14 protein-coding genes and 1 pseudogene are annotated in these 26,562 nt (G+C 67.4%); 8 read left to right on the top strand and 7 right to left on the bottom strand.

Features of this window, described 5'->3' with window-relative positions; all coding sequences use genetic code 11:
• Window positions 1-76: 76 nt before the first annotated feature.
• The 4 genes and pseudogenes from ACERNI_RS06660 to ACERNI_RS06675 all read left to right on the top strand — a co-directional run.
• Window positions 77-2,080, top strand: a pseudogene (locus ACERNI_RS06660) (BapA/Bap/LapF family large adhesin); the annotation flags it as partial.
• Window positions 2,081-2,647: 567 nt separating this feature from the next.
• Window positions 2,648-3,865 (top strand): TolC family protein, encoded by a 1,218-nt coding sequence (locus ACERNI_RS06665; protein WP_448832493.1) that lies wholly within the window; start codon window positions 2,648-2,650, stop codon window positions 3,863-3,865.
• Window positions 3,862-6,084 (top strand): type I secretion system permease/ATPase, encoded by a 2,223-nt coding sequence (locus ACERNI_RS06670; protein WP_448832494.1) that lies wholly within the window; start codon window positions 3,862-3,864, stop codon window positions 6,082-6,084. The genes ACERNI_RS06665 and ACERNI_RS06670 overlap by 4 nt, the downstream gene beginning before the upstream one ends.
• Window positions 6,081-7,310, top strand: coding sequence for an HlyD family type I secretion periplasmic adaptor subunit (locus ACERNI_RS06675; protein WP_448832495.1), 1,230 nt, complete (start codon window positions 6,081-6,083; stop codon window positions 7,308-7,310). The genes ACERNI_RS06670 and ACERNI_RS06675 overlap by 4 nt, the downstream gene beginning before the upstream one ends.
• Window positions 7,311-7,344: 34 nt before the next feature.
• On the opposite strand, the gene ACERNI_RS06680 is transcribed toward ACERNI_RS06675, so the two are convergent.
• Window positions 7,345-8,247: an alpha/beta hydrolase gene (locus ACERNI_RS06680; protein WP_448832496.1), complete on the bottom strand. Its 903-nt coding sequence runs from the start codon at window positions 8,245-8,247 to the stop codon at window positions 7,345-7,347.
• An 82-nt stretch (window positions 8,248-8,329) separates the two neighbouring features.
• Between ACERNI_RS06680 and ACERNI_RS06685 the strand changes: the two genes are divergently transcribed.
• Window positions 8,330-11,431 carry a CapA family protein gene (locus ACERNI_RS06685; RefSeq protein ID WP_448832497.1) on the top strand — a complete coding sequence of 1,034 codons (3,102 nt, stop codon included), beginning with the start codon at window positions 8,330-8,332 and terminating at the stop codon, window positions 11,429-11,431.
• Between the two features lie 4 nt (window positions 11,432-11,435).
• Here the strand turns inward: ACERNI_RS06685 and ACERNI_RS06690 are convergent, their stop codons facing one another.
• On the bottom strand, window positions 11,436-11,819 hold the full coding sequence (locus tag ACERNI_RS06690; RefSeq protein WP_448832498.1) for a DUF488 domain-containing protein: 384 nt from the start codon (window positions 11,817-11,819) through the stop codon (window positions 11,436-11,438).
• Between the two features lie 182 nt (window positions 11,820-12,001).
• Here ACERNI_RS06690 and ACERNI_RS06695 point away from each other — a divergent pair, with 182 nt between their 5' ends.
• Window positions 12,002-12,889 (top strand): cation diffusion facilitator family transporter, encoded by an 888-nt coding sequence (locus ACERNI_RS06695; RefSeq protein WP_448832499.1) that lies wholly within the window; start codon window positions 12,002-12,004, stop codon window positions 12,887-12,889.
• Window positions 12,890-12,974: 85 nt separating this feature from the next.
• Here ACERNI_RS06695 and ACERNI_RS06700 read toward each other — a convergent pair whose 3' ends face one another.
• On the bottom strand, window positions 12,975-13,748 hold the full coding sequence (locus tag ACERNI_RS06700) for an META domain-containing protein (RefSeq protein ID WP_448832500.1): 774 nt from the start codon (window positions 13,746-13,748) through the stop codon (window positions 12,975-12,977).
• A 351-nt stretch (window positions 13,749-14,099) separates the two neighbouring features.
• Between ACERNI_RS06700 and ACERNI_RS06705 the strand changes: the two genes are divergently transcribed.
• A complete protein-coding gene (locus ACERNI_RS06705; RefSeq protein ID WP_448832501.1) occupies window positions 14,100-15,119 on the top strand; it encodes an NAD-dependent epimerase in 1,020 nt (339 codons plus the stop codon).
• Between the two features lie 289 nt (window positions 15,120-15,408).
• Window positions 15,409-17,358 carry an SDR family NAD(P)-dependent oxidoreductase gene (locus ACERNI_RS06710; protein WP_448832502.1) on the top strand — a complete coding sequence of 650 codons (1,950 nt, stop codon included), beginning with the start codon at window positions 15,409-15,411 and terminating at the stop codon, window positions 17,356-17,358.
• Between the two features lie 206 nt (window positions 17,359-17,564).
• Here the strand turns inward: ACERNI_RS06710 and ACERNI_RS06715 are convergent, their stop codons facing one another.
• The 4 genes from ACERNI_RS06715 to ACERNI_RS06730 form a co-directional block, all read right to left on the bottom strand.
• Complete coding sequence (locus ACERNI_RS06715) at window positions 17,565-17,972, bottom strand: hypothetical protein (RefSeq protein ID WP_448832503.1); 408 nt, start codon at window positions 17,970-17,972, stop codon at window positions 17,565-17,567.
• A 320-nt stretch (window positions 17,973-18,292) separates the two neighbouring features.
• Window positions 18,293-21,475 carry a translocation/assembly module TamB domain-containing protein gene (locus ACERNI_RS06720; RefSeq protein ID WP_448832830.1) on the bottom strand — a complete coding sequence of 1,061 codons (3,183 nt, stop codon included), beginning with the start codon at window positions 21,473-21,475 and terminating at the stop codon, window positions 18,293-18,295.
• A 1,169-nt stretch (window positions 21,476-22,644) separates the two neighbouring features.
• A complete protein-coding gene (locus ACERNI_RS06725) occupies window positions 22,645-24,696 on the bottom strand; it encodes an autotransporter assembly complex protein TamA (protein ID WP_448832504.1) in 2,052 nt (683 codons plus the stop codon).
• A gap of 505 nt (window positions 24,697-25,201) precedes the next feature.
• Window positions 25,202-26,428, bottom strand: coding sequence for an ABC transporter substrate-binding protein (locus tag ACERNI_RS06730; protein ID WP_448832505.1), 1,227 nt, complete (start codon window positions 26,426-26,428; stop codon window positions 25,202-25,204).
• Window positions 26,429-26,562 lie beyond the last annotated feature (134 nt).

Here is a 26,562-nt window from a genome sequence, read left to right on the forward strand (position 1 = left end):
GTATCTCGCGCTTGTCAGCCTGATCGGGGTCGACCTGCGGGTTCTCAGCGTCAACGCCGTTAACTTCTCCGTTGGTCAGGGGCATGAGCAGAACCTGTCGCTGGTCTATTCGCAGACCATTGGCCTTGATGTGCTGGGCTCAACCAGCATTGTGGTGCAGAAGCAGCAGGCTGACGGCTCATGGGCTTCCGTTAATGGAGACGGCGACGGCACATTCCTGAACCTCAATCTGCTCGGCAATCGCGCAGAAGCCAGCGCGTCGCTGGGAGAGGGCGTTTATCGCGCCTTCGTGGCGGTCAGGGACGTCGCGGGCATCAGCCTGCTTGGAAATCTGTCGGTCGATGGCGTCAATGTGGATCACAAGACGATCAGCGCCGTCAACGCACCGCCGGTAAGCGGAAACGTCATTGAAAATGATGGTTCCGCCGCCTTCCCCGGTCAGTTGGTGACCAGGGTCAGCGTCAACGGGGGCCCAGCGCAGGAGGTGCAAAGCGGGCCAGCGGGCGCGGAAGTTGCCGGGCAATACGGAACGCTCGTTGTCCACCAGGATGGCTCGTACGTTTACAAGCCCAATGCCAGCGCCGCCGGTATCGGCAAGGTGGATCAGTTCACCTACACGCTCCATGACGCGGCGACGGGCGCGGACAGCACCGCTAACCTGTATGTCCGCATCGACAGCCAGGATCAGGGCCTGGTGTGGAATGATCAAGACTGGTCGCAACCAGCCGCGCGTGATTTCGCGGCGAGCGATGACAGGGGGGACGCCGAGGTTACATGGCGGCATCCGGTCAGCGATCATTTCAATGACCACGACCCGCTCGCCGCCCTGCTGGGCGTCCCGCGGGCAATCAACAGTGGCACTTTCACCCTTACCGACAACATGGCCGCCTCGGGAACCGTGGTGGTGTCGGCGACGGTGGCGGCCGTCGCAAACGGCGCGGTGACCATTGAAAAGGAGATGTCGCCCGGCAACTGGCAGCCTGTCAGCGCGAACGGTGACTTCAACATGGTCGTTGGCCTGCTTGGCCCTGTGAAAACGATCAACATCGCCGACCTTGACCTGGGCCCGGGCAACTACCGCGTTCACACCAGCCTCACGGGTCTGGCAGGCGCCGTGACCATCGCCACGGACGTCAATGTCGCCCACACCAACCAGTGGGAGGTGGCTTCGGCCAGGGCGGCAGACGGCAACCTGTTCGGCAACGACGGCGATGTGCCGCTCTCCGCGAAGTTGCAGGTTGATGACCACGGCAGCTTCGTCGACGTCGCCAGCGCGGGCGCGGTGATCGCCGGCGCCCATGGCAGCCTCACAGTCTACGGCAATGGTGGATATCACTACCAGCCGCTCGCCAACCTGCCGCAGACGGCCACCGGATACACGGATGTGTTCCAGTACAAGATCGTCATGCCGGATGGCAGCGGGTCTGCCGCCCATCTCACCGTCAATATCAATGGCGGCGGTGGCGCCGCGCCATTCGCCATCGCCAGCCTTGCCCCATCCGGGGCTCCAGCCGGCGACGGGGAGCATGTTGGCGGGGAGCATGTGGACGGACTTGCCGGGCGCGCTGCGGACACGTCCGCAACGCAGCCGGAAGATCTCGCCGGCGCGAGGGTGGCGAGAAGCGCCGAAGCGGAAGCGTCCGGGACGCCAGCCGATCCGGCGGAGCCGGAACCAGCTGACGATGGCGCCGGCCAGGCGCTGGCTGCTCCCGTCGCGCAGGCGACGGACGTTCCGGACGCGGTTCCTGTCGAGCTGAACGACGGGCGCGACCAGGCGGACCCAGCCAGTGGCGGTCATGACAGCCTGCCGGAGCTGACGCTGGCGGAGGCTGGCGGGGATATCGGGCTTGACGGCCTCTCCCACATCCCCGAGGCGCCGGAGAGCGAAACGGCGGCGGAAGCGTCAGTTGACGACGCGACGGATGCCGGAAGCAGCGCAGGCGTTGAGGAGCCGCTGGTCTACCTCACCGAAACGCCTGATGGCGCGACAGACGCCGAAGACGGCGTCGATGTCGAGGAGCCGTTGGTCTACCTCGCCGAAACGCCGGACGACGAACAGACCCACCATCCGGTCGTCTAACGCGGAGCCGGGGAGCGGTTCGCCGCTCCCCGTTTCCACCGGGGTCGGGCGGCGCGCGTCGCCCGGCCTCCGGGCCGGACTGTCAGCCGGTCCCGACGAAACCATGGCGCCGGCGCCCTCCAGGGCGCCGGCGCTGCGATCATCCGCCAGCCCCCCGGCGCGCCTGCCGCATCGGGTTTTGACGAAGCCCGGGCGGCGCAAAATGTCTCCCGCGAGGACAGGCATCGCGCCTCCTCCGGTTTTGCAGGCCGCGGATACGTCCAACGTCCTGGCAGCCTGGCGGCCTGGCAATCATCGACTGATCGGGTCGCGTTCCGGATTGACCGGCGCTGACAGTGGCAAGCCGTCGACCATGTGGAGCCCTGAATGAATTTGGCTGGACGCGTCGCATGCGGCCGAACGCTCCGTTTCACCCGGCGCCGGAATGTCCGGCGCGGAATTCCGCGTTGTCAGGCGCTGCTGTTCCAGACGCTCCTCGGCGCCAGCGTCTGCCTGGCGTTGGGCCCTCCCTTGCAGGCTGAGGCCGCGACGAGGAAACCGCGCGCCCGACCGGCCGGCGCCCCGGACATGGAAACCGTGGTTCGCAGCGCGGCAAAGCATCACCCGGCCATCGCAGAGGCGACTGGCGTAATGCGTCAGCAGCAGGAGCAGATCGCCGTCGCCCGATCCGGATATTTGCCAAAGATTTCAGCCGGCGCCGGCAGCGGCGTCAGCGCGGCCGGAAACCAGAACTGGCGGCCGGCGCTCAACCTGTCCGCATCGCAGATGCTTTATGATTTCGGCAAGGTGTCATCCGAGGTCGACGCGGCCTCCGCCGGCGCCCGCGCCAGCGCCGCCCAGGTCGCGCTCACCACTGACAATATTGCCCGCGACACCGCCCTCGCCTTCGTCGAGGCCCAGCGCTACCAGGCCCTGCTCGCGGTCGCCGCCGAACAGGTCGCGGGCGTGCGCGCCATTGGCGATCTGGTCAGCCAGCGCAACCAGCAGGGGGCCAGCGCCCTGTCGGACAAGGAGCAGGCGGAAGCCCGCATCCTGGCGACCGAAGCCACCCGCTTCGAAGTTGAGGGCGAACGCAGCCGCTGGTTGAGCAACGTCTCGTTTCTCGCCAGCCTGCCGGTCAGTTCCGTCGCCGCCAGCGCGCCGGCGTGGCTGAACAGGGCATGCGCCAGCGGCGAACTGGACTGGAGCCGGATACCCGCCGCCGTCCAGGCCGAGGAGAAGCGGCGCCAGGCCATCGCCCAGCTCGACAACAGCAAGGCCCAGCTGTTTCCGACCATCGCCCTGTCTGGCAGCGCCGACTACGCTCCGTTTTACGAGCGCGAGCCGGCCTGGTCCTACAACAACAGTAACACGCGCCGCTTCAACTACGCCGCCGGCATCCGCGTTTCCGGCAATCTCTACGAAGGCGGCGCCACCGTGGCGCGGCGCCGGGCCGCCGACCATGCGCTGACCGCGGCGATGGCGGCCGGCGCGGCGGTGCGCCTGCAGGTGCAACAGGGCCTGGCGCAGGCCCGCAGCCGCATCGGCGCCCTGGGCGCCCAACACAAGGCCGCGCAATTGCGCGATCAGGCCATGGTCAAGACCCGCGATCTCTACCGGCAACAATATATGGACCTGGGCACGCGCACGCTGCTTGATCTGCTGAACGCCGAGCAGGAACTGTTCGCGGCCCGCTTCCAGGCCGTGAACATCACCCACGATCTGCGCCGGCTGCAGGTGGAGTGCCTGTACAACACCGGCATGACGCGCGCGGCGTTCGCGCTCAACGCGCAGGCAACGCCATGAGCAATTCCATCCAGCCTGACGCCGCCGCCGCGCCGCCACCGCCGTCCACGGCGCTGCTCGACGCATGGATCGAAGCCCTCGCCCGGGTCTGCCGCGACTATGGTCTGTCGCCGTCGCTGCAGCGGGCGCGTCTGGAAGCGCGCTGGCAGGGGGCCGCCAGCCAGGACGAGGCCATCGCCAGCCTGGCGCGCTGCATGGGCCTGCGCCTGAAGCTCCTGCCTGAGCGCGGGCGGTTCATCGACAGCCAGCGCCTGCCGCTCATCATCGAGCTGGCTGACGGCCAGGTCGGAATCATCAGCAGCCTGGGCGCCGACGGCATTGCCGAAGTGACTTTTTCTGGCGAAGATTCCCTGCCCGTTCTCACGCCCGCCGGAGAGCTGGCGACCATGATCGCCCGCGCCGCCGTGGCGCGACCGGCCCGCCGGGTGCGCGACGCCCGGGTCGACGACTACATCCGCCCCTATGAGGCGCACTGGCTCCGTCGTCTGGTGATCCGCGACTGGCGGCCATATGGCTATGTGCTGGTCGCCTCACTCGTCGCCAACACCCTGGGCCTGACCGGCATTGTCTTCTCCGGCCAGGTCTACGACCGGGTGATCCCGGCCGAATCGATGTCGACGCTGTTCGTGCTGTTCTCCGGCGTGGTGCTGGCGCTGCTGTTCGACTTCATCATGCGCAGGGTGCGCCACGAGATCATCGACCTCATGGGCAAGGACGCCGACCGGCGCCTGTCCGACGTGGTGTTCGGCCACGCCCTGCACGTGCGCAACCAGGCCCGTCCGCGCTCCACCGGGAGCTTCATCGCCCAGTTGCGCGATCTGGAGCATGTGCGCGAGCTGATGACCTCAACGACCATCTCGGCCCTCGCCGACCTGCCGTTTTTCTTCATGTTCCTGGCGGTCATGTGCTTCATCGGCGGCAAGCTGGCGCTCGTGCCGCTGGCCGGGCTCGCGCTGATGCTGACGCCGGGGCTGCTGTTGCAGGGACGCCTGCGCAAGCTGGCGCAGACCTCAATGCGCGAGGCTTCCCTGCGCAACGCCATGCTGGTGGAGGCGGTGCAGGGCATCGAGGACATCAAGTCGTTGCAGGCCGAGCCCCGCTTCCTGCGGCTGTGGAACCACTACAACGCCGTCACCGCCGGGGCGCAGCTGAAGTTGCGCGCCCTCACCAACGGCATGTCGTCATGGGTGCACACGGTGCAGATGCTGGTCTACGCCGGCGTCGTGGTGGTGGGCGCGCCCATGGTCATCGCCGGCGACATCACCACCGGCGGCCTGGTCGCCGCGTCCCTGCTCGGCTCGCGCATGATCTCCCCCATGGCGCACCTCTCCCAGGTGCTGGCCCGCCTGCAACAGGCGCGCGTCGCCACCGGCAGCCTTGAGGCAATCATGCGCCTGCCGGTGGACCACGCCCCGGAAGAAGCGCGGGTGCATCTGCCGGCCATAGCCGGCGCCTACGACATGCGCGACGCCGCCTTCCGCCATGGCGATGCGACAACGCCCATCGCGCTGACCGTCAGCACCCTGTCCATCGCCGCCGGCGAGCGCATCGCGGTGCTTGGCAAGAACGGCGCCGGCAAATCAACGCTGCTCAAGGCGCTGGCCGGCCAGCTCGACGCCGCCGCCGGCGAAGTGATGCTCGACGGCATCGCGCTGCCGCATATCGACCCGGCCGACGTCAGGCGCGACATCTGTTACGTCGGCCAGGATGCGCGCCTGTTCCATGGCTCCCTGCGGGAAAACCTGATGATGGGCGCGCCGGACGCCAGCGACGGCGAACTGGTGCGCGCCCTGACGCTGACCGGAGCCCTGGCGTTCGTTCGCCGCCTGCCAAAGGGGCTCGACCACCCGGTTGGCGAAGGCGGCGCCGGCTTTTCCCAGGGGCAGCGCCAGTTGCTGCTGCTCAGCCGCAATCTGCTGCGCAACCCGCAGATCATCATTCTCGACGAGCCGACCGCCAGCCTCGACGAAACCACCGAACGGGCCTTCATTGCCCAGTTCGGCGCCTGGTCGCAGGGCCGCACGGTCATCATCGCGACCCACCGCATGCGCGCGCTGGATCTGGTCGGGCGGATCCTCGTCGTCGACAACGGCCGCATCGCACTCGACGACGGCAAGGAGGCGGCGCTGCGGCGGCTCACCGGCGTGAAGCCCGTGGCGCCCACGTCCGCCGCCGCGACGCGCCCGCCAGCCGTGACCGAAACCGGAGCAACGGCATGATCACCCGCGCCCTCGGCCTCCAGTCCGCTTCGCCACCGGGCGTCAGCGGCCCTGAGCCCGATCATGTCCTCGACCATGACGCGACCGACGTCCGGCTGACCCGCGCCACGCGGGTTATCTGGGTGGCTGTGGGCCTGGCGGCGGCTTTTCTCGTCTGGGCCTCGGTGGCGGTGCTGGACGAGGTGGCATCCGGCCAGGGCAAGGTGGCGCCGTCGTCGCGCGAGCAGGTGATCCAGTCGCTGGAAGGCGGCATCCTGTCCGCGCTGAACGTGCGGCAGGATGATGTCGTCACGCCCGGGCAGATCCTCGCCCAGCTCGACCCGACCCGCACGGAGGCCAATGTCGGCGAAGCCGCCGCGCGCCTGCGGGCCGCCCAGGCCAGCGCCGCCCGGCTCACCGCCGAAGTGAACATGACGGAGCTGGACTTCCCGGCGGCGCTGAACGCCTGGCCGGAACTGGTGCAGTCCGAAACCCGGCTCTACAACGCCCGCCGCAAGGCGCTGGACGAATCCTCGCGCTGGCTCCGCCACGCGATGGACCTGGTGCGCAAGGAACTGGCGATCAGCGAGAACCTCCAGAAGGTCGGCGCCGCCAGCCACATCGACGTCATCCGGCTCAACCGCCAGATGGTGGACATGGAGCTGAAGCTCGCCGACCTCCAGTCCCAGTACATTGTTCGCGCACGCGAGGAACTGGCCAGGGCCAATGCCGACGTGGAAGCGTTGCAATCGCAGATCCGGGGGCGGACGGACAGTCTTTCACGGCTGGTTTTCCGCTCTCCGGTGCGCGGCGTGGTCAAGAACATCGAGGTCACGACGCTCGGCGGCGTCATCCCGCCCAATGGCAAGCTGATGGAGATCGTGCCGCTGGACGACCAGTTGCTGATCGAGGCGCGCATCTCGCCGCGCGATATCGCCTTCATTCACGAAGGGCAGCGCGCCGTGGTCAAGATCAGCGCCTATGACTACGCCATCTATGGCGGGCTTGAGGGCGCGGTTTCGAGCATCTCGCCAGACACCATCCGCGACGAGGTGCGCGCCGACCAGTTTTACTACCGGGTGTTCATCAAAACCAAAACCGACGCCCTGACCAACAGCGTCGGCAAGCGCTTCCCCATCTTCCCCGGCATGATCGCCACCGCCGACATCCACACCGGCGAAAAGACCGTGCTGCAATATCTGCTGCGGCCGCTTAACCGGGCCCGCGAGGCGATGCGGGAGCGGTGACGTGGCGCTGTCAGGCCCGGGAAAGGGCGCGGCTTCAGGTTCCGGCGCAAGCCCTGATCGCCGCGAAAACCGCAGCGCGGTTCAGGTCGTGATGTTCGGGCGGCTTGCCGGCAACCTCCCTGACCGTCACGGCGTGCCCGGCGTCAGCCAGCCTGTTCGCGAAGCGCAGCTGGAGCGCGTAAGGGGTCACCACGTCGTCAGGATCCCCCAGGATCACGATGCGCCGCGCCGGATCCCGCCTGACGCCGTCGACATGCTGGATCGGATCGTAAACGCGCGACGCCGCCCGCGACGCCGCCTCCGGGGTCAGGGGCGGCCGACCTTCGCGCTTGCGCCGGATCTGCTGCCGCTCAACCAGGTCATAGGCGCCGGACGTCAGGACAGCGCAGGCGACATCGGTCCGCCCCATGGTGAGCGCCGCCGCGACCGCCGTGGCGCCGCCGCTATGGCCCACCAGGACCAGTCGCCGGATATTGTATCGCAGGCGGATCAGATCGAGCGCCTGATTGATCGCCGTAAACTCCGCGCGCCTGCGCCGGTGTCCGTGGTCTCCCGAACTGCCATAGACGCCCGGCCTCGCCAGCAGGATCACCGGCCGGCCAAGACGCGCCGCAAGGCGCCGGGCCATGGCCTGCCGCTGCCGCGCGGTGTTCAGCGGAATGTCCCCGGGCGGTTTGCCCATCAGGCGGTTGCGGTCGCCATGCAACATGACGATCGCCAGTTCGGCCCCGTCGATCTCCGCGCTGGCAAAATATCGCAGGCAGGATGGCGCGCCGTCCCCTGTCGTCCAGGCGAACCCTGGCGCGTCAGGACAATGCTCCCTTTGCGCTGGCTGTCCCCACAGCAGCGGCGCGTCGGCGGGTTCACCGCCCGTCGCGCCAGCTGGAAGGGTCGCGAGGACAAAGGCCATGCCAAGAGGCGCCCGGCGCAACCGCATGCTCCCTCCAGAGGGGCCCGTTCCGGCTTCAGGCGCGCCGCGCCCACCACGGCTCTTGTTGATGCCCCAGGAGATAACAGTAATGACAGGCGCGATTGACGATGGGGAACAACAAACCGTTACCATTGCCTGGGGCGGAGACGTCAATATCGGGCGTCGCTTCCATTATTGCTTCACGGAGCGCGCGGCCGCGCAAGCGCTCGCCACGATCCCTCCCCTGCGCAACGCCGATCTGTCCATCGTCAATCTGGAATGCGTCATCGCCACCTGCGGCGCCCCGGCTGACAAGGGGGAGCGGGCCTCCTATTACTTTCGCGCGCGGCCGGAGATGGTCGAAACGCTGGTCAATGGCGGCGTCGACATCGTCGCCACCGCCAACAACCATAGCGGCGACTATGGGCCGGAAGCCCTGCTGGAGCAGGCGCGCTGGCTTGCGGCGGCCGGCATCGGCCACGCGGGCTCCGGCCCCACGCTGGCCGACGCCTGGCGCCCGGTCATCCGCAAGGTTGGCGGCCTGAACATCGCCCTGTTTTCCTTCGATGCAACCCAGGCAAGTTTCGCGGCGACGCACGCCTCACCGGGGCACGCGCATATCGAACTGACCAATCCCGGCGCCTGGCGCGAGACGCTGTCGCCGCTGATCGCGGATGCGCGGCGCGGCGCCGACCTCATTCTGGTCGCCGTCCACTGGGGCGCCAACAATCGCGCCGCGCCATGCAGCCACGAGATCGCCGCCGGTCACGCCATCATCGACGCCGGCGCCGATGCGGTGCTTGGCGCCTCGGCGCACATGTTGCAGGGCGTTGAGATCTACCAAGGCCGCCCCATCATCCATGACGCGGGCGACCTGCTGTTCGACGCGTTCCAGCGCGGGGACGCCGGCTCGGGCGTTTTCACGCTGGAGGCGACGGGCAATGGCGTGCGGCGGGTCAGGTTCACGCCATTGCGGGTGGATTTCTGCAAAACATCGCCGCTGGAAGGCGAAGAGGCGCTCGCCCTTGCACGCAGACTTGCCGTCAAATGCGCCGGACTGCAGACCGTCATGACTGTCACTGAAACGGGTGAAGGCGTCATCGAACTGCCAGCGCCCGCCCGGAAAGACCTGCCGCAAAGCGCGCGCGCCGCTGAACCCACGCCGGCGGCGGCCGCGCCCGCCCCGCCAGCAATCCTGGCCGCCCCTCCACGCGGTTCTGACTGGAGTGTTGACCAGGTTCCCGCCGACGCCGCATTCGCCACGCCGATCCGGCTTGGCCCGCTGGAATTGCTGGGCGCTCTGGCGAGCCCCAAACAGCTTGATCATTGCGGGCTGATCTGTGTCGAATCCTTCTGGCGCCTCGCGGAAGACAAAACAGCGGATGACTGGCGCATCGAATTTCAGGCGGTCCCTTACCTGGATTCTGGCCAGGTTTCCGGTATTTCCGGCGCCTGGGGCGCCTCCAGCGATCACGATCCCTGTGACTGGATGTGGCCGACCAGCCGGTGGGAGTCCGGCGTTATTTATCGCGATGCATATACCTTGCGCCCGCCGGCCGTCAGACGCTGGCTGGATGGCGCACTGAAGCTGTCGGTGCGCCTGAAGCAACGCGACATCCGTACGAAACGGGTGGCCCTGCCCGTAGAGGTGCGGTTCGCGCTTTCCCGCAAGGAAGCCTTCAGGGTGCTGAGGGAAAATGTTCCCGTGTACGGGGCTCCGGCGCCGGAGACGCTGCCCCAGGCGCCGCAAATACTGTGGAGCGCCGAACAGATCCAGCGGATCACCGGCGGGGCATGGCTTACGCCGCCGCCCGGATTCTGGTTTGCCCGCTCAGTCTCCCACAAGCCGCGCATGCTCGTGCGGGATGACATGCCAGGCCCCCGCCTGTTCTTCGCGACCGACCAGCGCCTGGTGGCGCGGCATGAGCTTTACACGGATATGTCGGCGCGCCCCTGGGATTCCCATGCGCGCCTGCCCGAGCTGCAGCGCAGCCTCGCGGGCGCCGTGGTCGCCCGCCCGCTCCCTGGTCTGGATCCCCGCTTCCCCCTGCTGCAGGTTGAGGATCCGCTGCACGCCCTGATGCAGCTTGGCGTCGCCGGCCGCAACAGATTGCAGGCCCCGGTCGTGGCGATCACTGGCAGCGCCGGAAAAACGTCGTTGACCAGCATGATGACGCTGGCCATGTCCGTCGACAAGAAGGTGAGCAGCAACGCATCCAGCAACTACAATTCCCGCGTGGGCCTGTTGCACCTGCTGGCCAATACGCTGCCGGACACCAGTCTTGTGGTTCTCGAAGCGGCGGTGAGCGCGATTAACGCGCCCAACTTCCAGAATATCCGGCTGGTGCGGCCGGATATCGCCATTGTCACCAATATCGCCCCCTCCCACCTGCCGCCGGGCAAGGGCCTTGCCTATGTCGCCCAGCGCAAGGCGAACATCTTCGAAGGCATGTCCGCGGGCGGAACAGCGCTGATCTGGCGGGAAACGCCCTGTTTTGACGATCTGCGCAAACGCGCGGAGCAGCGCGGCCTGCGGGTTCTGAGCTATGGCCAGATGGCGGACGCCGACTTCCGGCTGCTCGCCCATGACGCGCAAACCGGCGCCATCGCGGCCGCCACCCCCGATGGCCGCCGTTACGTCTACGCCCTGGCGGCGAAGGGGCTGCACATGGCCCTGAACAGCCTTGCCTGCATCGCGGTCCGGCATCTTCTGGGCAATGCCATTGAGCCCATCCTGCCCGCATTGGGCCAGTATCAGGCGGCGTCAGGCCGGGGGCGAAGCCTGCAGGCCGTCTTCAGGGGCAAGTCAATCACCGTTATCGACGATTCCTACAACGCCAATCCCCTCTCCATGCGGATGGCGCTTTCGCTGGCGCGGGCCAGTGCGGGAACCGGACGCAAGGTCCTCGTGCTTGGCGACATGGCCGAACTGGGCGACCAGGCGATCCGGCATCATGTCGAACTCGCCGATGACATCAGCCAGCTGAAGCCGGATTGCGTCCTCGCCTGCGGCCCCCTCATGCGCCACCTGTGGACGACCCTGTCAGGCGCAACTGGCGCATCGCCGCATGGCGGCTGGTTTGAGAATGTCGACAGCCTGATGCACGGCGTTGACCATTGGCTGGTCCATGGCGACCACATCCTGGTCAAGGGCTCCAATTCCATGAATCTCGGCCAGGTGGTGGAGCTGCTTTGCGGGGACCGTCCCTGACGCGTCAGGCGCTCCGGCGCGGGGCCGCATTCCCGAGGCTGGCCCGCAAATAATCCGCCAGCACCACCGCATGATTGTGCACCGGATCATGCGCGGCGTAGAGCAGCGTCACCGGCCCATGTTGCAGGTAACCGGCGATCTGCGCCACGGCGGCGTGATTGGCGTCGAGCTCGGCCTGGTAGCGGAAGGTGAATTCGCCGAACAGCGCCGGATCGTGACAGAACCATTTGCGCAATTCGGGACTGGGCGCGATTTCCTTCATCCATTGGGTGAGATGCGCGTTCTCCTTGCGCACGCCGCGCGGCCACAAACGGTCGATCAGGATGCGGGCGCCGTCCGCCGCGTCGGCGGGTTCATAAATGCGCTTGAGCCGGATATCTGACGACATGACGACCTCTCCCAACAGCCGCGGGGTCAGGAAAGCAGCGCCAGACCCAGGCTCCAGGAGATTTGCAGCACGTCTGTCCACATATCGCAACTGCAACCAATTTGCATTTAAAAACCATAGAGTTGCCGTCAGCCGTCCGATCGCCTAAACCCCAGGGCTCCGGAGAAGGCGTCAGGACGGACATGAACAGAACCCTGCAGATCGCGATCGGCAGCCTGGCGGTCGGGCTGGTGGTTCTGGCCCTGAAGCTGCTTGCCTGGCGCGTGACCGGCTCCGTGGCGCTTTATTCAGACGCCATGGAGAGCATCGTCAATGTGGCGACGGCGCTGGCGGCGCTCGCCGCCGTGCGCATCGCCCTGCGGCCGGCGGACGCCAACCACCCTTACGGGCATCACAAGGCGGAATATTTCAGCGCCGTGATGGAGGGGGTGATGATTGTCGTCGCCGCCCTGCTGATCCTGCACAAGGCCTGGCAAGGCTTTCTGGCTCCGCAACCGCTGGACGCGCCCGTGGAAGGCCTGGCGATCAACGCCGCAGCCGGCGTCATCAACGCCATCTGGTGCTGGGTGCTGATCCGCCAGGGCCGCAAGCTGCGCTCCCCGGCGCTGGAGGCGGATGGCCGCCATCTGCTCACCGACGTCGTTTCATCCCTCGGCGTGATCGTTGGCGTGGCGCTGGCCGTGATTACCGGCTGGCTGGTGCTGGACCCGCTGCTCGCCGCCCTGGTGGCGCTCAATATCCTGTGGTCGGGCTGGAAGGTGACGAAGGAATCCATGAGCGGCCTGATGGATGAAGCCGCCCCCGACAACATGCTGGCCACCATCCGGGGCGTGATCTCCCGCGAGGCGATCGGCGCGCTGGAAGCCCATGACGTGCGCACCCGCGTCGCCGGGCGCGTCACCTTCATCGATTTTCACCTGGTGGTGCCTGGCGACTCCACGGTTGAGGCCGCCCACTGCATTTGCGACCGGATCGAGGCCGCGCTGAAAGACGAAGTGCCCGGGGCGCAGATCACCATCCACATCGAGCCGGAGCACAAGGCCAAACACTGCGGCGTCGTCGTCGTCTGACGCCCGCCGCCGTTGCCAGGGCGCCTGCGCCAGATCGCGCAGCGGCAGGCCTCCGCGACTTTGCGCGCCTGCCCGCGCCCCGGCCTCAACCCGCCGCCAGCCGCATCACCACGCGGTTCGAACCATCGAGCAGCAACAGCTTTCTGGGCTCGGCCTCCACGCGGAAGCTGCGGACCAGTCCGAGCGCCTCATGGAAGCGGCGCTCCTGGTTCATCTGCGGCGGCGGGCAGGCCATCATGGTGGAGGCCATGCGGCCGAAGACAATGCGTTTGCCCTTCACCCGCGCCGCGCCGCCCAGGCCATTGCAACCGCCGTGGCCGGAAACGCGGCCATCCGGCGCGATTTCCAGCACCGACTGCACCCGCTCCGCCACGCCGCCGCCAAGAATGTCCTCGGCCACCCAGCGGCCCCAGGGCTCCGTTGGCGCGCGCGGCCTGGCCGCCTCAGGCTTGCCAGAGCCGCCAGCGCGCACGACCTGGATGGTGAAGGGGCCCGCGTCGCCAGGTTTCCAGGAATGAACCGTATCGTTGATGAACATCAGCTTGCCGCGATTGTCGCTGATGCGCGCCTGCAGGGCGTAACGCCGCCCCTGCCCCAGCTTGCGGCTGTCCACGCGCAGGGTGAACGGTATCGGACTGCCGGTGAATTTGCCGACCTGGGCCGTGGCCAGCACGCTGGCCGGCGCGTCAGCCCGCGAAATGTCGACCAGTTGCACCTCAACGCGCGCACCGCGCGGCAAGGCCATACGCTCGCGATAGACCACCTCGCCGCGCAGCATGACCGGCGCCGCGAACGCTTCACCCGATAGCAGCGCAACCCCCGCGGCCAGCGCCCCGAGGGACAGATCGCGACGGCTCAAAAGGTTTCGCGCAGATTTCGACAACATGGCCTCCGTAGCCGCCTGCGCCGTAGCCCGCCGGCGAGGTCGGCCTGACGCGTCGCTTGCTGGCGCCATGGCGCTGGATCTTCGTGGATATCGCTGGCTTCGCGACTGGCCGCATGCCCGCGCCCTGTCATCCTAAGCCAAAAAACCGCTGGCTGAATGTCGCCGGGAGCCTGGCCGGCGTCAACCGGCCCCCATGGGCGGCGGCCCTCCGGCGGCGCGCGGTGTGGGCGGGCGGACCGCGGGGGCTGGCCAACCCGCGCCAGCAATGGCATCACAGCAGCGCGCGCCGGACAGGATCGCGCATCCGGAATGGAGCGCGGGAACATGGACAGCCAGGAAACGGTTCTGGTCACCGGAGCCGCCGGCTTTATCGGCTTTCACCTGTGCCGGCGCCTGCTGGCGGAAGGCCGGCGCGTGATTGGGCTGGATACGCTCAATGACTATTACGACCCGGCGCTCAAGCGCGCCCGGCTGGCGGAGCTGACGCCATCCGGCAATTTCAGCTTCAGCCCGACCGACATCGCCGACGCCAACGCGCTCGCCGGGGTGTTCCGCGCCGGCAAACCGGCCCTCGTGGTCAATCTGGCGGCGCAACCTGGCGTGCGCTATTCCCTGATCAATCCGGACGCTTACACCCGCTCCAACCTCGTCGGCTTCCAGAACATTCTTGAATGCTGCCGCCATAATGGCGTGCGCCATCTGGTTTACGCCTCGTCCAGCTCGGTTTACGGCGCCAATCGCGCCATGCCGTTTTCCATCAGCCAGAACGTCGATCATCCGCTCAGCCTGTACGCGGCCACCAAAAAGGCCAACGAGCTTTCCGCCCACGCCTACAGCCACCTGTTTGGCCTGCCGACCACTGGCCTGCGCTTCTTTACGGTTTATGGGCCGTGGGGTCGCCCTGACATGGCCACCTGGCTGTTCGCCGACGCCATCGCCTCCGGCAAGCCGTTGCGGCTGTTCAACAATGGCGACCTCAGCCGCGACTTCACCTATGTCGACGACATTGTGGAAGGCGTCGTGCGCCTGCTCGACCGGCCAGCCCGGCCTGATCCGCAATGGAGTGGCGCCGCGCCCACGCCGGGCAGCTCCTCCGCCCCCTGGCGCGTCTACAATATCGGAGCCAACAGCCCAACGCCGGTGCCGCGCCTCATCGCCCTGCTGGAAGAAGGCCTCGGCCGCAAGGCCGAGATCGTGCTGGAGCCGATGCAGCCGGGCGATGTGCCCGCCACCTGGGCCGACACCGATGCGTTGCAGGCGGCGATCGGCTATGTGCCGGCGACGCCCCTGGAAACCGGCGTCGCCAGCTTCGTGGACTGGTTCCGCCGCTGGCGAGGCCTTTGACCCGCCCTGGAGTTGCCTGCCTTGTAGTTGCCTGCCCTGAAGCCATCTGCCTGGAGCGCTTTCCGGCCCGGCAGAACCGTCTGATCGACCAGAATTCGCTAAAGGGCTCTGGCGGCGCCAATGCCCATGGGCGTTGCAACCGCCCTGGTATGGCCGCGAATGCCGTCTCTCTCCAGGCGGGAGCATGATTTGACGGGCGCCGGGGCCCAACGCCGGTTCCGTGCGGGCGCATGATGCTTTATGTCCTGCAGCACAGTTTCGCCGTTTGTCGGCGTATCCGGGGAGCACCATGGCGTCGCGACGCGCGATCAGGACCATCCTGCTGAACCTGACGGCGGATCTCGTCGTCACCGCTGGCGCGACCGCGCTTGCCTTTTTCCTGCGGTTTCAGGACCAGCGCCTGGGCGTCTACCTGCATGATCTGCCGCTGATTCTGGCGGGCGTGCTGCCGGTGGCCGCCCTGGTGTTTCTCGCCGTGCGCCTGCCCCAGTCCAAGTGGCGCTTCACGTCGCTGCCGGACATCATCAAGATCGCCAAGGCTTCGCTGGCGCTTTCCCTGGTGCTGCTGGTGTTCGACACCGTGGTGTCGCACCCGGACCTGCTGGGCAAAAACTTCTTCGGACGCGGCTGGATCCTGCTGTTCTGCCTGCTGGAAATGCTGCTGCTGGCGGCGCCGCGCGTCGCCTATCGCGCCCTGAAACAGCGGCAGCTCACCTCCGCCTCCCCCGCCAGCAAGCGCGACGCCGCGCTGATTCTGGGGACGGGCATCGAGATTGAGGCGATCCTGCGCGGCATCGAGCAGGGCGCCCTGTCGCGGCTGCGCCCGGTCGGCGCCCTCAGCCGCCATGGCTCCGACGCCGGCCAGTCGATCCGCGACATCCGGGTGCTTGGCGGCTTCAATGATCTGGCCAGCGTCATGCAGGGGCTCGCCGCCCGCGACCAGGCCCCCGCCATCGTGGTCATGGCTCCCTCCGCTCTCGCTGACGAGGTGAACCCGGGAACCATCCTCACCACTGCCCGCCGCTTTGGCGTGGAGGTGCTGCGCACCCAGGGGCTGGACGAAGGCGCGCATAACGTCCCGGCGCGCCTGGCGCCGATCTCCATGGAAGACCTGCTGCTGCGCCCGGCGATCAGCATTGATGAAGCCACCATCACGTCGCTGGCGGCGCACCGGCGCATCGCCATCACCGGCGGCGGCGGCTCCATCGGCGGCGAGCTGGCCCGTCGCCTCGCCCGCTTTGGCGCCACGGACATCCTGATCCTGGAGAATTCCGAGCCGGCGCTGCACGCCATTCTCGAAGACCTCGGCCGAATTCCTGGTTGCAATCCGGTTGGCCGCATCTGCGACGTGCGCGATCGCGACCGGCTGTTCGCCATTCTGGGCGACTACCGGCCGCAGGTCGTCTACCACGCCGCCGCGCTCAAGCACGTCCATTACCTGGAGAAGGACTGGAGCGAAGGCGTGCGCACCAACGTCTTCGGCGCCATGAACGCCGCCGACGCCGCAATTGCATGCAACGCCGAAGCCTTCGTGATGATTTCCACCGACAAGGCGGTAAAGCCGGTGTCGATCCTCGGCGCCACCAAGCGTCTGGCGGAAATGTATGTGCAGGCCAAGGACGCCGAACTGGCGGCGCGCAACGGCGCCGCCGGGGATCCCGAGGCCCCGCGCCTGACGCGCCTCGTCGTGGTGCGCTTTGGCAATGTGCTGGGCTCGAACGGCTCGGTCGTGCCCAAGTTCCGCGAGCAGATCGACAAGGGCGGGCCGGTCACCGTCACACACCCCGACATGGTGCGTTTCTTCATGACCATCCCGGAGGCCTGTGATCTGGTGGTGGTGGCGTCGTTCCACGCCATCGACGACCCCGACAAGGGCACCTCGATCTATGTGCTCAACATGGGCCGGCCGGTGAAAATCCTCGACCTCGCCACGCGCATGATCGAGATGGCCGGCCTGCGGCCCAATGTCGACATCGACGTCGTGTTCAGCGGCATGCGCCCGGGCGAGCGTCTGGAGGAGATCGTGCTGGACGACGGCGAGGCCACCCGCGACGTCAACCTGCCAGGCATCATCGCCGCCGACCCGAGCTTCCCGGACATCAATGAGCTGGAGCGTTGTCTGGACGCCCTTGCCGGCGCGGTGACGCGGGGTGAGAAAACCAAGGTTTACGGCGTCATTCACACGGCGCTGCCAACCTTCCCGGCAACGCCGGAACAGGCCCCCCAGGCGGCCCCCTGAACCTGAGCCGGCCCCTGAGCCGGCGCCTCTGCCCGAGCGTCAGGCCGCCGCCAGCATGCCGGACCTGGTCCGGCCATTCACGCGGCGACGCCGCGATCCACGCTCCCGAACCATCCGGGCCAGCCGAGGCAAATTCGTTACAGAGGACGGGACGCGCGGGCGCGATGCCCCTTCGCGATGGAAAACCCTGAAGGGAGGGAGCAGCTTCAGTAGCCGTTGTAATTCCGGGAGTTGGCCACGCGGCGGCCGTTGGCCCCGACTTCGGCCTGCTTCACGTTCTCACCAATCAGCTCATAAAGCTGCGCATCGGTGATCAGCGTGCCGGCGAAGACCGCGCCGCCCCCCGCCGTGGCGCCGCAAACGCATGGCCCGGCCGAAGACGTCACGAACACGCGGCACCAGCGGTGCAGCGCCGCTGCGCTGAAACAGACGTTGCGCGGCGCGCCAAGCGGGTCGCTGTAACGGTTGGTCGCGCCCGGAAAATTCAGGGTGGCATTCGCCTGATACGCGGGAAGCGACTGCGCCGACGCCGTGGAAGCGGCGGCGACAGCCATGCCCGCAACCGCACACAAGATCGCCCAACGCTTCATCCATTGCTCCCAACGCAACGCCATGTTCCCGCCATCCGGCGGCGCCAGGCCCCCGGCCCGGCGCCCCAAAAGGCGATTCTTCAATCACACAGCGGACATACCAGCGATCTCACCAAAATGTGAAAGCCTGGGGACAATAGTAGGGCAGTAACGGACCGGCAAGATTTATTGCCCGCCGCCAGAAATTTCTGAACGAAAATCGCTGGATCGACGCCCGGGGACCGGCGCCCCGTCCGGCAAAGGGAGCGGGTAAAACAACCTTGCAAAACAGCCTTGCAAGGGCGCCAGAGAAGCGGACGCCCCATTGGCAACCGCCATGGGGGCCCTCAACTCGCCGGCGCGAATCAGTATTCCCATTCGGCGCCAATATTCACCGAGGTATTGCCGGTGGCCCCCACGAGACCCTGGACGCGAATGTGACGGGTCACGTTGATGTTGACGCCAAGGCCGGTGGTTTCCGGCGACGTGCCTGGCTTGACGCTGAAGCGGATGCGCTTGCCAAGCGCCCGGCTGGCCCGCGCCAGGAAGCCCTGGTTGCTGTCCCCATCCATGTCGGAGCCGCCGAGACCAAGGGTGCGGCGCAGGCTGTCAAACGCGCTGTCGCCATCGCCCGAGAACTGGGCGGCGATCTGGGCCAGTTGCAGCGCCTCAAGGCCGGAGAGCTCGCCCGCCGACTGGCCGAACAGGATGCGCGAGATCACCTCTTCCCTGGCCATCGCCGGGCTGGAGCTGAAATCAAACGCCGGATCGCTGGCCGGGCCAGAGATCTGGATTCGCGCCGTCACGCCGCCAGCGATGGTCTCGGCAACGAAATCCAGCTCCGGGCTGAGCGTGCCGCTGAAGGTGACCTGCCCCCGGGTGAAGTCCAGCGCCTGTGAACCGAGATCGAAGCTGCCGCTGCGCATGGCGAAGCCGCCCGTCGGGGCCGGCGCCGACATGGTTCCGGCGATGCGCAACTGGCCGCCCAGCACCGCGTTGATGCCCCGCCCGCCGACCTGGATCGTGTTCTGCGACGTCACGACCAGATCGAGAACCGCGTCAAACGGCGCGGCGCGCTTGCCCTGGGCGCGGGCGCGCTGTTCGAGCGCAAGGCGCGCCTGCGCCTGCGGCGTTGGCGCGATTTGCCGGACGTGGGCCAGCGGCCGCAGGGAGCCCGGCAACCGGTTGGGCACGCTGATATTGAGCGAGCGGATGCTGATGGTTCCGCCGATGCGCGGCCGGGAAGCCAGCGGCCCGGCCGCGGTGAGGTTCAGATCGGCGGCGGCGCGCGCCATGCCGTCGTTCACCAGCAAAGCGTTGGAGCCGGTGATCCGGAACGAACCAGGGAAGCCGGCCGCCGGGTCCACCCGCACATTGCCGGTGACGGACAGGGAGCCGCCATTGGGCGTGGAGGCGGCGATGCGCTGCACGACGATTTCCTGGCCGCGCGCGGTGATCTGGCCGTTGATATTGTTCAGGCGCACGCCGGTGACCGCGTCGGAGAACGTCCCGCCAGACAGTGCGCCGCCGCCGGTGATCTGCGGATGCATGGCGGAGCCGCCCACCCGCACGTCCACGGTGGCCGCGCCGGTCAGACGCCGGCCAGCCGGCGCCAGCTGGGCATTGGCCACGCCCAGATCGACCCGCCCCCGGACGCCCACGTCGAGACGGCCGCCCGGATCGAGCGGAGCGCTGCCGGAAATGCGCAGATCGGCAATCCTGCCCGCTGTCACCGTCGCGTTCAGCGACGTGCGCCCGGCGCCGTCAAGCACGCCATTGGCGCTCATCGTTGCCGGCGGAAGGCCGGCGGCGCGCGCGGCGGCCGCCGAGACGCCAGACAGATTGATGCGCCATTGTCCGGATGGGGCCAATGATGTCCCCCTGACGGTCGCATCGCCCTCCAGCACGCCGGCCAGACCAAGACCTGGCGCGAAAATTTCCGCGACAGACAGCGGCACGGCCCTGGCGCCGACATTGAGGTCCAGCGTCCGGCCCGCCCGGCCCTGAACCGTCAGCCGCCCGCTGCCCAGCGCCACCGCCAGCTGGCGGATATCGACGCCGCCATCAACCACGACGAGGCTCGCCGGCCCGGCCAGGGCTATGCGATGCGCGCCGCGACGCGCCGTGAAACTGGATACATCGACGCGCGTCTGGTCCCCGGGGGTCAAGCGCGCCTTCGCGTCCAGATCGAACCCGGCGGCCACCGCCGCCAGCGAGAGGTCGGTGGCTGCGCCGGCGCCGCGCGCCTCCAGCCGGACGCGGGACATGGGCTGGCCGCCAACAATGGCATTGTCGACGTTGACGAAGCCATCCGCGGAAGGCCGGCGCAAAACATCATTGGCCCGCAGATCGGCGTTCAGACGGTCAGCCCTGATGTCGCCAAAGCGCATGCGCGCGCCGTCGGCCCGCACGGCGACGTTCTGGCCGCCGCCGACGTGCTCCAGGGTCAGGTCGGCATTGAGCTGCCCGGCGAGCTGGCGCAAGGCCAGAGCCGAGACATCGTCCAGATTGGCGGCCCGCACCGTGAGGCGCCCCTTCGCCAGATTGGCCGCGTCAATCGCCACAGCCCCCTGGGCGGTGACGGAGCCCATGGCGAAATCCAGGCCCCGGATATCCCAGCCCCCGCCGGCAAGCCGCGCCGCCTCGACGACGCCCCTCACCGGCTTGCGATCAAGCTCACCGCTGAGGTTGGCGTTGGCGACCAGATTGCCGGTGAGGTCCGTGGCCTTCACCACCAGTTGCAGTTGCGGCGCCGGGCGTCCCAGCATGGAGCCGTCGCGGATGCTGAGCGTCGCTACCGCGTCCGGCCGGGTCAGCGGCCCGGTCAGGCTGGCCTGAAGCTCGCCCCTGCCGGTCATGCGCCGGTCGGCGTAGCGCAGGTCGGCGATGGTCGCCAGCGCCTCGATGGCGGACTGGTCTTCCCGCGCCTGCCCGTTGACGCGCATGGTCGCGTGCGTCCCGGCAAGCAGCAAATTGTCAAAACCGAAGCCGCCGCGCGGCGCCACTTCCACCGCGCCCGTCAGCGTCACGCGGCCGCCGCTCAGTCCGTCGACAACCTCAATGCCCGTGCCCAGATCGCGCGCGCCGCCATTCAGTTCGGCGCGGATGCGGTTAAAGCGCGGCTCGCCGGTGAGTTTGGCGCCAACATCAAGCGCGCCGCTCAGCCGCATGCCGGTGAGCAGGCGCAGCCGCGCCAGGTCTGGAACCTTCGCCGCCAGCACGCCATCCAGCCGGTGACTGCCGGCGATGCCCTTGAAATCGACCGCGCCGGAGGCCGTGGCCACATTGAACACGTCCACATGCGCCGTGCCGTAACGCCCAAGCGCCGCCCGCAATGTCAGGCTGACCTTGTCGCCAATCGCCGCGTCCAGCCCCTTGTCCGCCAAAGCGATGCCCGTGGCCGTGGCGTCAGCCTGTATGTTCAGACGCGTGCCGCGCTCGCCAATCACGCCGGTAGGCTCCGCGTCCAGCGTCGCCCTGGCGGAGGCGATATTGCCCGTCGGCAATCTGGCCTTCGCCAGATCGAGGCTGGCCTTCACGGTCGGCATCGACGGCTGGCCGGTGATGCGCGCGTTGAAATCCAGCTTGCCAATCTCGGCGTTGCCCGTGCGCAGCACGGCGCCGTCATTCGGCACCGCGCCGGCCATCACCTTCACGTCGAGCTGTTTGCCGGAGGTCATGCCGCCGGTGACCGAAAGCCGCGCCGCCTCGGCCTGCACCGCCAGATCGTCGAGCCAGAAGGCGCCGTCGCTGTTGAGGAAGATGCGGCCGCCAAGCCGGGTGTCGCCGGCGAACACCGGCGCCACCGGGGCGGGAAGCACCCCGGAGACGCGCGCGGCCATATCCAGCGTCATCACGCGGCCGCCGCCAGAAACCTTCTGCTGGGCAGGATCCTGCTGCGTCAGCCTGGCCGAGCCGCGCGCGGAAAGATCCGGACCGCCGTCAAGATCCAGCCTGGCGTTGAAATTGTCCAGCGGACCGGCGCCGTCCACGTCCAGCTTCATGGCCGGCAGGCCGGGGATCGACGCCAGCCGCGCCACCAGGCCGCCCGCCGGCTCATTGGCGTGCAATTGCACTTTCAGGTTCTTGTCATTGGGCGTGAACGTCACCTGTGCGGTGAATTGCCCAGGCGCATCGAGGCGCTTCGCATCCAGCCGGAAATTCAGGCCCTGGGCCGGATCACCCAGCCGCGCCTCGCCATCGGCGCCGATCTGCGCCGCGACGCCAGCGAATGCTTCGCCGAGGGAGAGGTCCTTGAGCTGGAACGCCCTGACAATCACTTCCACCGGCAGTTGCGGCAGCAGCGGCTCATCGCTGGCCGGCGTCACCTCGCGCTCGGGCGGAACGGGACGGCGGATCAGCTCCAGCCGACCGATCTCCAGACGATCAATCTCCAGCCGGCCAGACAGCAGCGCCAGCCGCCGCCAGATCAGCCGCGCCTCGTTCAGGCGCAGCCACGGTCCCTGGCGGTCGGAGATCACCACATTGCGGATCGTCGCGTCGGATGACAGCGCGCCGTCCACCGCCCCCACCGACACGGTGGCGTTGTCGGTGGACAGCACCCGGGAAATCAGGTCGCCCAGCACGGTGCGCTCGGCATCGTCCGAACGGACATCCTCCGGCGCCAGCACCCACGCCAGCGCGCCCAGCGCCAGCACAACCACCGGAACCAGAAGCAGGACCTGCCGGAGCGACCGGTTTTTGAAAAGCCGGATCATCAGAACGACTGCCCTATGCTGATGTACATGCTGACCGGCCTGTCACCCTTGCGCCGGTCCAGCGGGAAGGCGAAATCGGCGCGGATCGGGCCGATGGGCGTATAATAGCGCAGGCCAATGCCCGCCGATTTATACAGCTTGTCCTTCAGATGCGGCGTGGAGCTTTCGAAGGCGTTGCCGGCATCGAAAAATGGCACGACGCCGATGGTGTCGGTCACCTTGATGCGCGCTTCCAGATTCATCGTCAGCAGGCTCCGCCCGCCAACGACAAACCCGAACCTGCCATCCTGGGGACCCAGCGAATTCAACCGGTAGCCGCGCACCGACGAAGCGCCGCCAGCGTAAAAGCGGTGATTGGCCGGGATCTCGCTGAGGGTGGGGCCGCCAAGCATGCCGATCGTCACGCGGCCGGCCAGCACGATGCGCGCGTCTTCATCCACCGCGTAGTAAGTGGAGGCCGTCAGCTTGCCTTCGGTGAAATTCACCGTCGAACCAAGGAACGACGGGTACGGCGTCGCCGAGGCCACGACCTTGAAGCCCCGGGTGGCGTCCAGCGGATTGTCGGTGGAGTCGTACGTGACGGATACCGGCGTTCCGACCAGGGTATAGTCGATCGCCGACAGCACGTCGCTGGTCTGGCCGCGCTCGACCTTCAGACCACCCTGAACGGAAAACACATCGCTGATGCGATGCCGGATCGACGCCGTCGCCTGCACGTCGCGCACCGTATAGCCGCCGTAGCGGTCGCCGCCGGTGCGGTCGCGCTCGGCCATGGCCTCGACGATCAGGTCGTTGCGGGTGCCGCCAAGCGCCGGTTTGATGAACGTGGCGCGGAAACGGCCGCCGAAATCGCCTTCGTTGAGATCCGCCACGCCCTTGCGGCGGGTGCCGTCGTTGCGCGGCGCGACAAAGATGCTGCCCTCAAGCCGCAGTTGCTCGGCGCCGCCGAACAGATTGCGATGCTCCCAATAGGCGCGCAAATTCGGACCATCCACCGTGGAATAGCCGGCGGAAAAGCCGATGACGCGAGGCAGCCGCTCCGTCACGTCAACGAAAACCGGGATGCGCCCCTCCGCGTCGAGCCGGTCTGGCGTGGTGACGCGCACGCCGCCAAGAATGGGAAGCTCGGTGAGCGAACGGCGCGTGTCCGCCAGCTTCTTTGGCGAATAGGGCTCGCCCGGCTCCAGATAGATGAAGGAGCGGATGACGCGCGGATCAACCGTGGGGCCTTCCCCCGGTCTGGCGCCGCCCGCATTGCGCACCTCCACCTCACCGATCGGCGCTTTTTGCCCCGGCGACACCACAATGGTCGCCTGCATGGTGCGCGTGTCGTGATTGACGGTGGCGGCGATATCCACGCCCTTTGCCAGCGGATAGGATTCGCCGCGATACCAGTCGACGGCGCGGGCGCTGGCGGCGCGCAGATCGCCAGCCCGCGCCGGGGCGCCATCACCCATCCTCAGCACGTTCTGCGGCAGTTCGGCCCGGGACAGGCTCCGCCCCTGGGCGTCTTTCACTTCCAGCGATGACAGGGTGTATTGCTCGCCCGGATTGACGCTGACCGTCACGGGAACGACCTGACGACCGCGCATGGCGCCGGCGGCGCGGCCAGCCGCCTGCAACGACGCCTCGCTCACCGGCAATTGCAGCTTCGCGCCAGCGATCTCGACGCTGACGACGGCGTCGTAAAATCCCTCGGCCCACATGGCGTCGATCATCGGCGCGAGATCGATGGCGGCGCGCTGCGCCAGCGCCATGCCGTCCGGCGGCGCATCCTTGCGCAAACGGTAAAGCGTCGAGGCGCTCTGCATCGCATTGGCCAGCGACCTGTTTCCGTCCGCCTCAAACCGGACCTCATAGGTCACGGCGTCGGCGACAGGCTCCGGCTTTTTATCGCCGAACAGCCCGAAGAAATCGAAGGCGCGCGCATCCGACGCCACAGCGGTCAGCCCGAGGGTCGCGACAGGCGCGCTGACAGAAGCCAGGGCCGCGCCAACAAACAGTTCCTTACACAGGGGGGTGCGCCACCGCCCCCGCGGCCGCCTCTTCATACATATCTCCGGCCTGTGAGCTGCGTCACAGAAGATTCAGTTCGCATCCGCGCGGCGCGGCAGATCCGGCAATGGACCCTGAACAGCGCCGGCAGATCGACTTGCCTGTCTTTCCTGCCATTTTTGCCGCCGTCCCGCAGCGTCCCCCGCGCAACAGTCGCACCCATTGCACATGGCGACCATGGGAGGCGAGATATGAGCGATAGGTTTCTTTCCAGCATTTGCGGTGAAAATGTCCGGAGTCCCGCCCAACACGTTCGAACTATGGTTCACACAATATGAATGTCGCGGGCCGGCTCACAAGCGCGCGAGCCGCGCCATCGACGCCGGCGCGCATACCCAAATCGTGGGGGCCAGGATCAGGGAGGCCAGGATCACCAGGACCAGGACCAGGACCATTCCGGCCCCCGTCCCACAATCCCTTCCCCACCAGAGGGCGGCCGCGCCGGCGCGCCCCGCCGCATGCCGGCGCTGGCATGCGGCGGGGCTCCGGGCGCGCGTCGGGTCACTGCCCCGAAAGCAACGACCCAAACGGCTTCCACTGGCCGTTGGTGAAGCGCGCCAGATAGCCGGAGCGCAGGGGCCGGTAATCATCCGGCGTTGTGTTGAGCGTAATGCCGTCCAGCAGCATCGGCAGCGCCACGCCTTTCATCGTCGCCGCCTGCTTCATGACATTCTCACGCGACAGGTTATCGCCCGCCGCTTTCAGCACTTCAGTCATGGCGCCGGCGACCGTGTAACCGTAGACAGCGTAGAAGTCGGTGGGATCAATGCCGGGCGCATATTTTTTCATGAAGTCGAGATAGCCGGAAACCTTGCTGTCATTGTGCGAGTCCGCAGTCACGGTTCGGAAGGACAGCATGGTGATGATGCCCTCGGCCTTGTCGAGGCCAGCCGGCTTCAGGATCTGGTCCGGATTGATGCAGCTGCTGGCGAGGAACCGCATGGGGCGCCAGCCAATTTCCCACGCCTTGCGGATGGCCTGGGAGCAGGCGCGCGGCGTAACGCCAAGGATCATGAAGGCTTCCGCCTTCGTGGCCGCCAGCGCCAGCACCTGGGAATCGACGGTCGGCTCGGTCACCTCAAACGGCATGGCCGCGGCGATTACCTTGTCAGCATCAGCCCCGAGCGCCTCGCGCAGCCCGCGGATGTATTCCTTGCCGCTGTCATCATTCTGGTAAAGCACCGCAACGCGCGCCTTCGGGTCGTTCTTGCGCATGTAATCGAGGTAGATACGACCCTCGGTGCTGTATGGCGGCTGCCACGGGAAAGCCATGGTCTGCGGGAAGTTCTTTGGATCGTTCCATTTTCCGGCGGAGCTGATCAGAAAGATCAGCGGCACGCCCTTGCCGCTGAGATAGCGCTGGATGGCCGAGCTGGGCGCCGTGCCCATGGTCGCGAACATGAAAGCAACCTGGTCGTCCTCAACCAGTTTTCGCGTCTGCTCCACCGTCTTGGGCGGCGAGAAACCATCATCCATGGAGCGCAGATCAATCTTGCGGCCATTCACGCCGCCAGCATCATTGATCATCCTGAAGTATGCGGCGATCACCTTGCCCGTATTGCCAAGCGCGGAAGCCGGCCCGCTGTAAGGCATGGTGTTGCCGATGCGAATTTCCTTGTCCGTCACACCCGGCCCGGTGAAGGAGCCGGCGCTGGCGAACGCTGGCGCCAGCAATCCGGCAAATCCCGCCGCCGCGCACAATGCGCCCCTGCGCAACCACTGGTTCATGATTACTCCTCCCCATCAAATGGAAACGCTGGCTTATGTTTTCTTGCGCTTCCGCCATCGCGCGGGCCGCCTGCCGGCCGCACGCCGCCAGCATAGTACCAAAAGTCCGCCAGGCGTGACTCATCCGGCGTTGA

It is taken from the genome of Camelimonas sp. ID_303_24 (assembly GCF_053543495.1).

Excerpts from the sequence above, each read along its gene's own strand:
- ACERNI_RS06665 (WP_448832493.1), top strand. The coding sequence starts at position 2,648 with ATGGAAACCGTGGTTCGCAGCGCGGCAAAGCATCACCCGGCCATCGCA.
- ACERNI_RS06670 (WP_448832494.1), top strand. The coding sequence starts at position 3,862 with ATGAGCAATTCCATCCAGCCTGACGCCGCCGCCGCGCCGCCACCGCCG.
- ACERNI_RS06675 (WP_448832495.1), top strand. The coding sequence starts at position 6,081 with ATGATCACCCGCGCCCTCGGCCTCCAGTCCGCTTCGCCACCGGGCGTC.
- ACERNI_RS06680 (WP_448832496.1), bottom strand. The coding sequence starts at position 8,247 with ATGCGGTTGCGCCGGGCGCCTCTTGGCATGGCCTTTGTCCTCGCGACC.
- ACERNI_RS06685 (WP_448832497.1), top strand. The coding sequence starts at position 8,330 with ATGACAGGCGCGATTGACGATGGGGAACAACAAACCGTTACCATTGCC.
- ACERNI_RS06690 (WP_448832498.1), bottom strand. The coding sequence starts at position 11,819 with ATGTCGTCAGATATCCGGCTCAAGCGCATTTATGAACCCGCCGACGCG.
- ACERNI_RS06695 (WP_448832499.1), top strand. The coding sequence starts at position 12,002 with ATGAACAGAACCCTGCAGATCGCGATCGGCAGCCTGGCGGTCGGGCTG.
- ACERNI_RS06705 (WP_448832501.1), top strand. The coding sequence starts at position 14,100 with ATGGACAGCCAGGAAACGGTTCTGGTCACCGGAGCCGCCGGCTTTATC.
- ACERNI_RS06710 (WP_448832502.1), top strand. The coding sequence starts at position 15,409 with ATGGCGTCGCGACGCGCGATCAGGACCATCCTGCTGAACCTGACGGCG.
- ACERNI_RS06715 (WP_448832503.1), bottom strand. The coding sequence starts at position 17,972 with ATGGCGTTGCGTTGGGAGCAATGGATGAAGCGTTGGGCGATCTTGTGT.
- ACERNI_RS06720 (WP_448832830.1), bottom strand. The coding sequence starts at position 21,475 with ATGCCGACCGTGAAGGCCAGCCTCGATCTGGCGAAGGCCAGATTGCCG.
- ACERNI_RS06725 (WP_448832504.1), bottom strand. The coding sequence starts at position 24,696 with ATGAAGAGGCGGCCGCGGGGGCGGTGGCGCACCCCCCTGTGTAAGGAA.
- ACERNI_RS06730 (WP_448832505.1), bottom strand. The coding sequence starts at position 26,428 with ATGAACCAGTGGTTGCGCAGGGGCGCATTGTGCGCGGCGGCGGGATTT.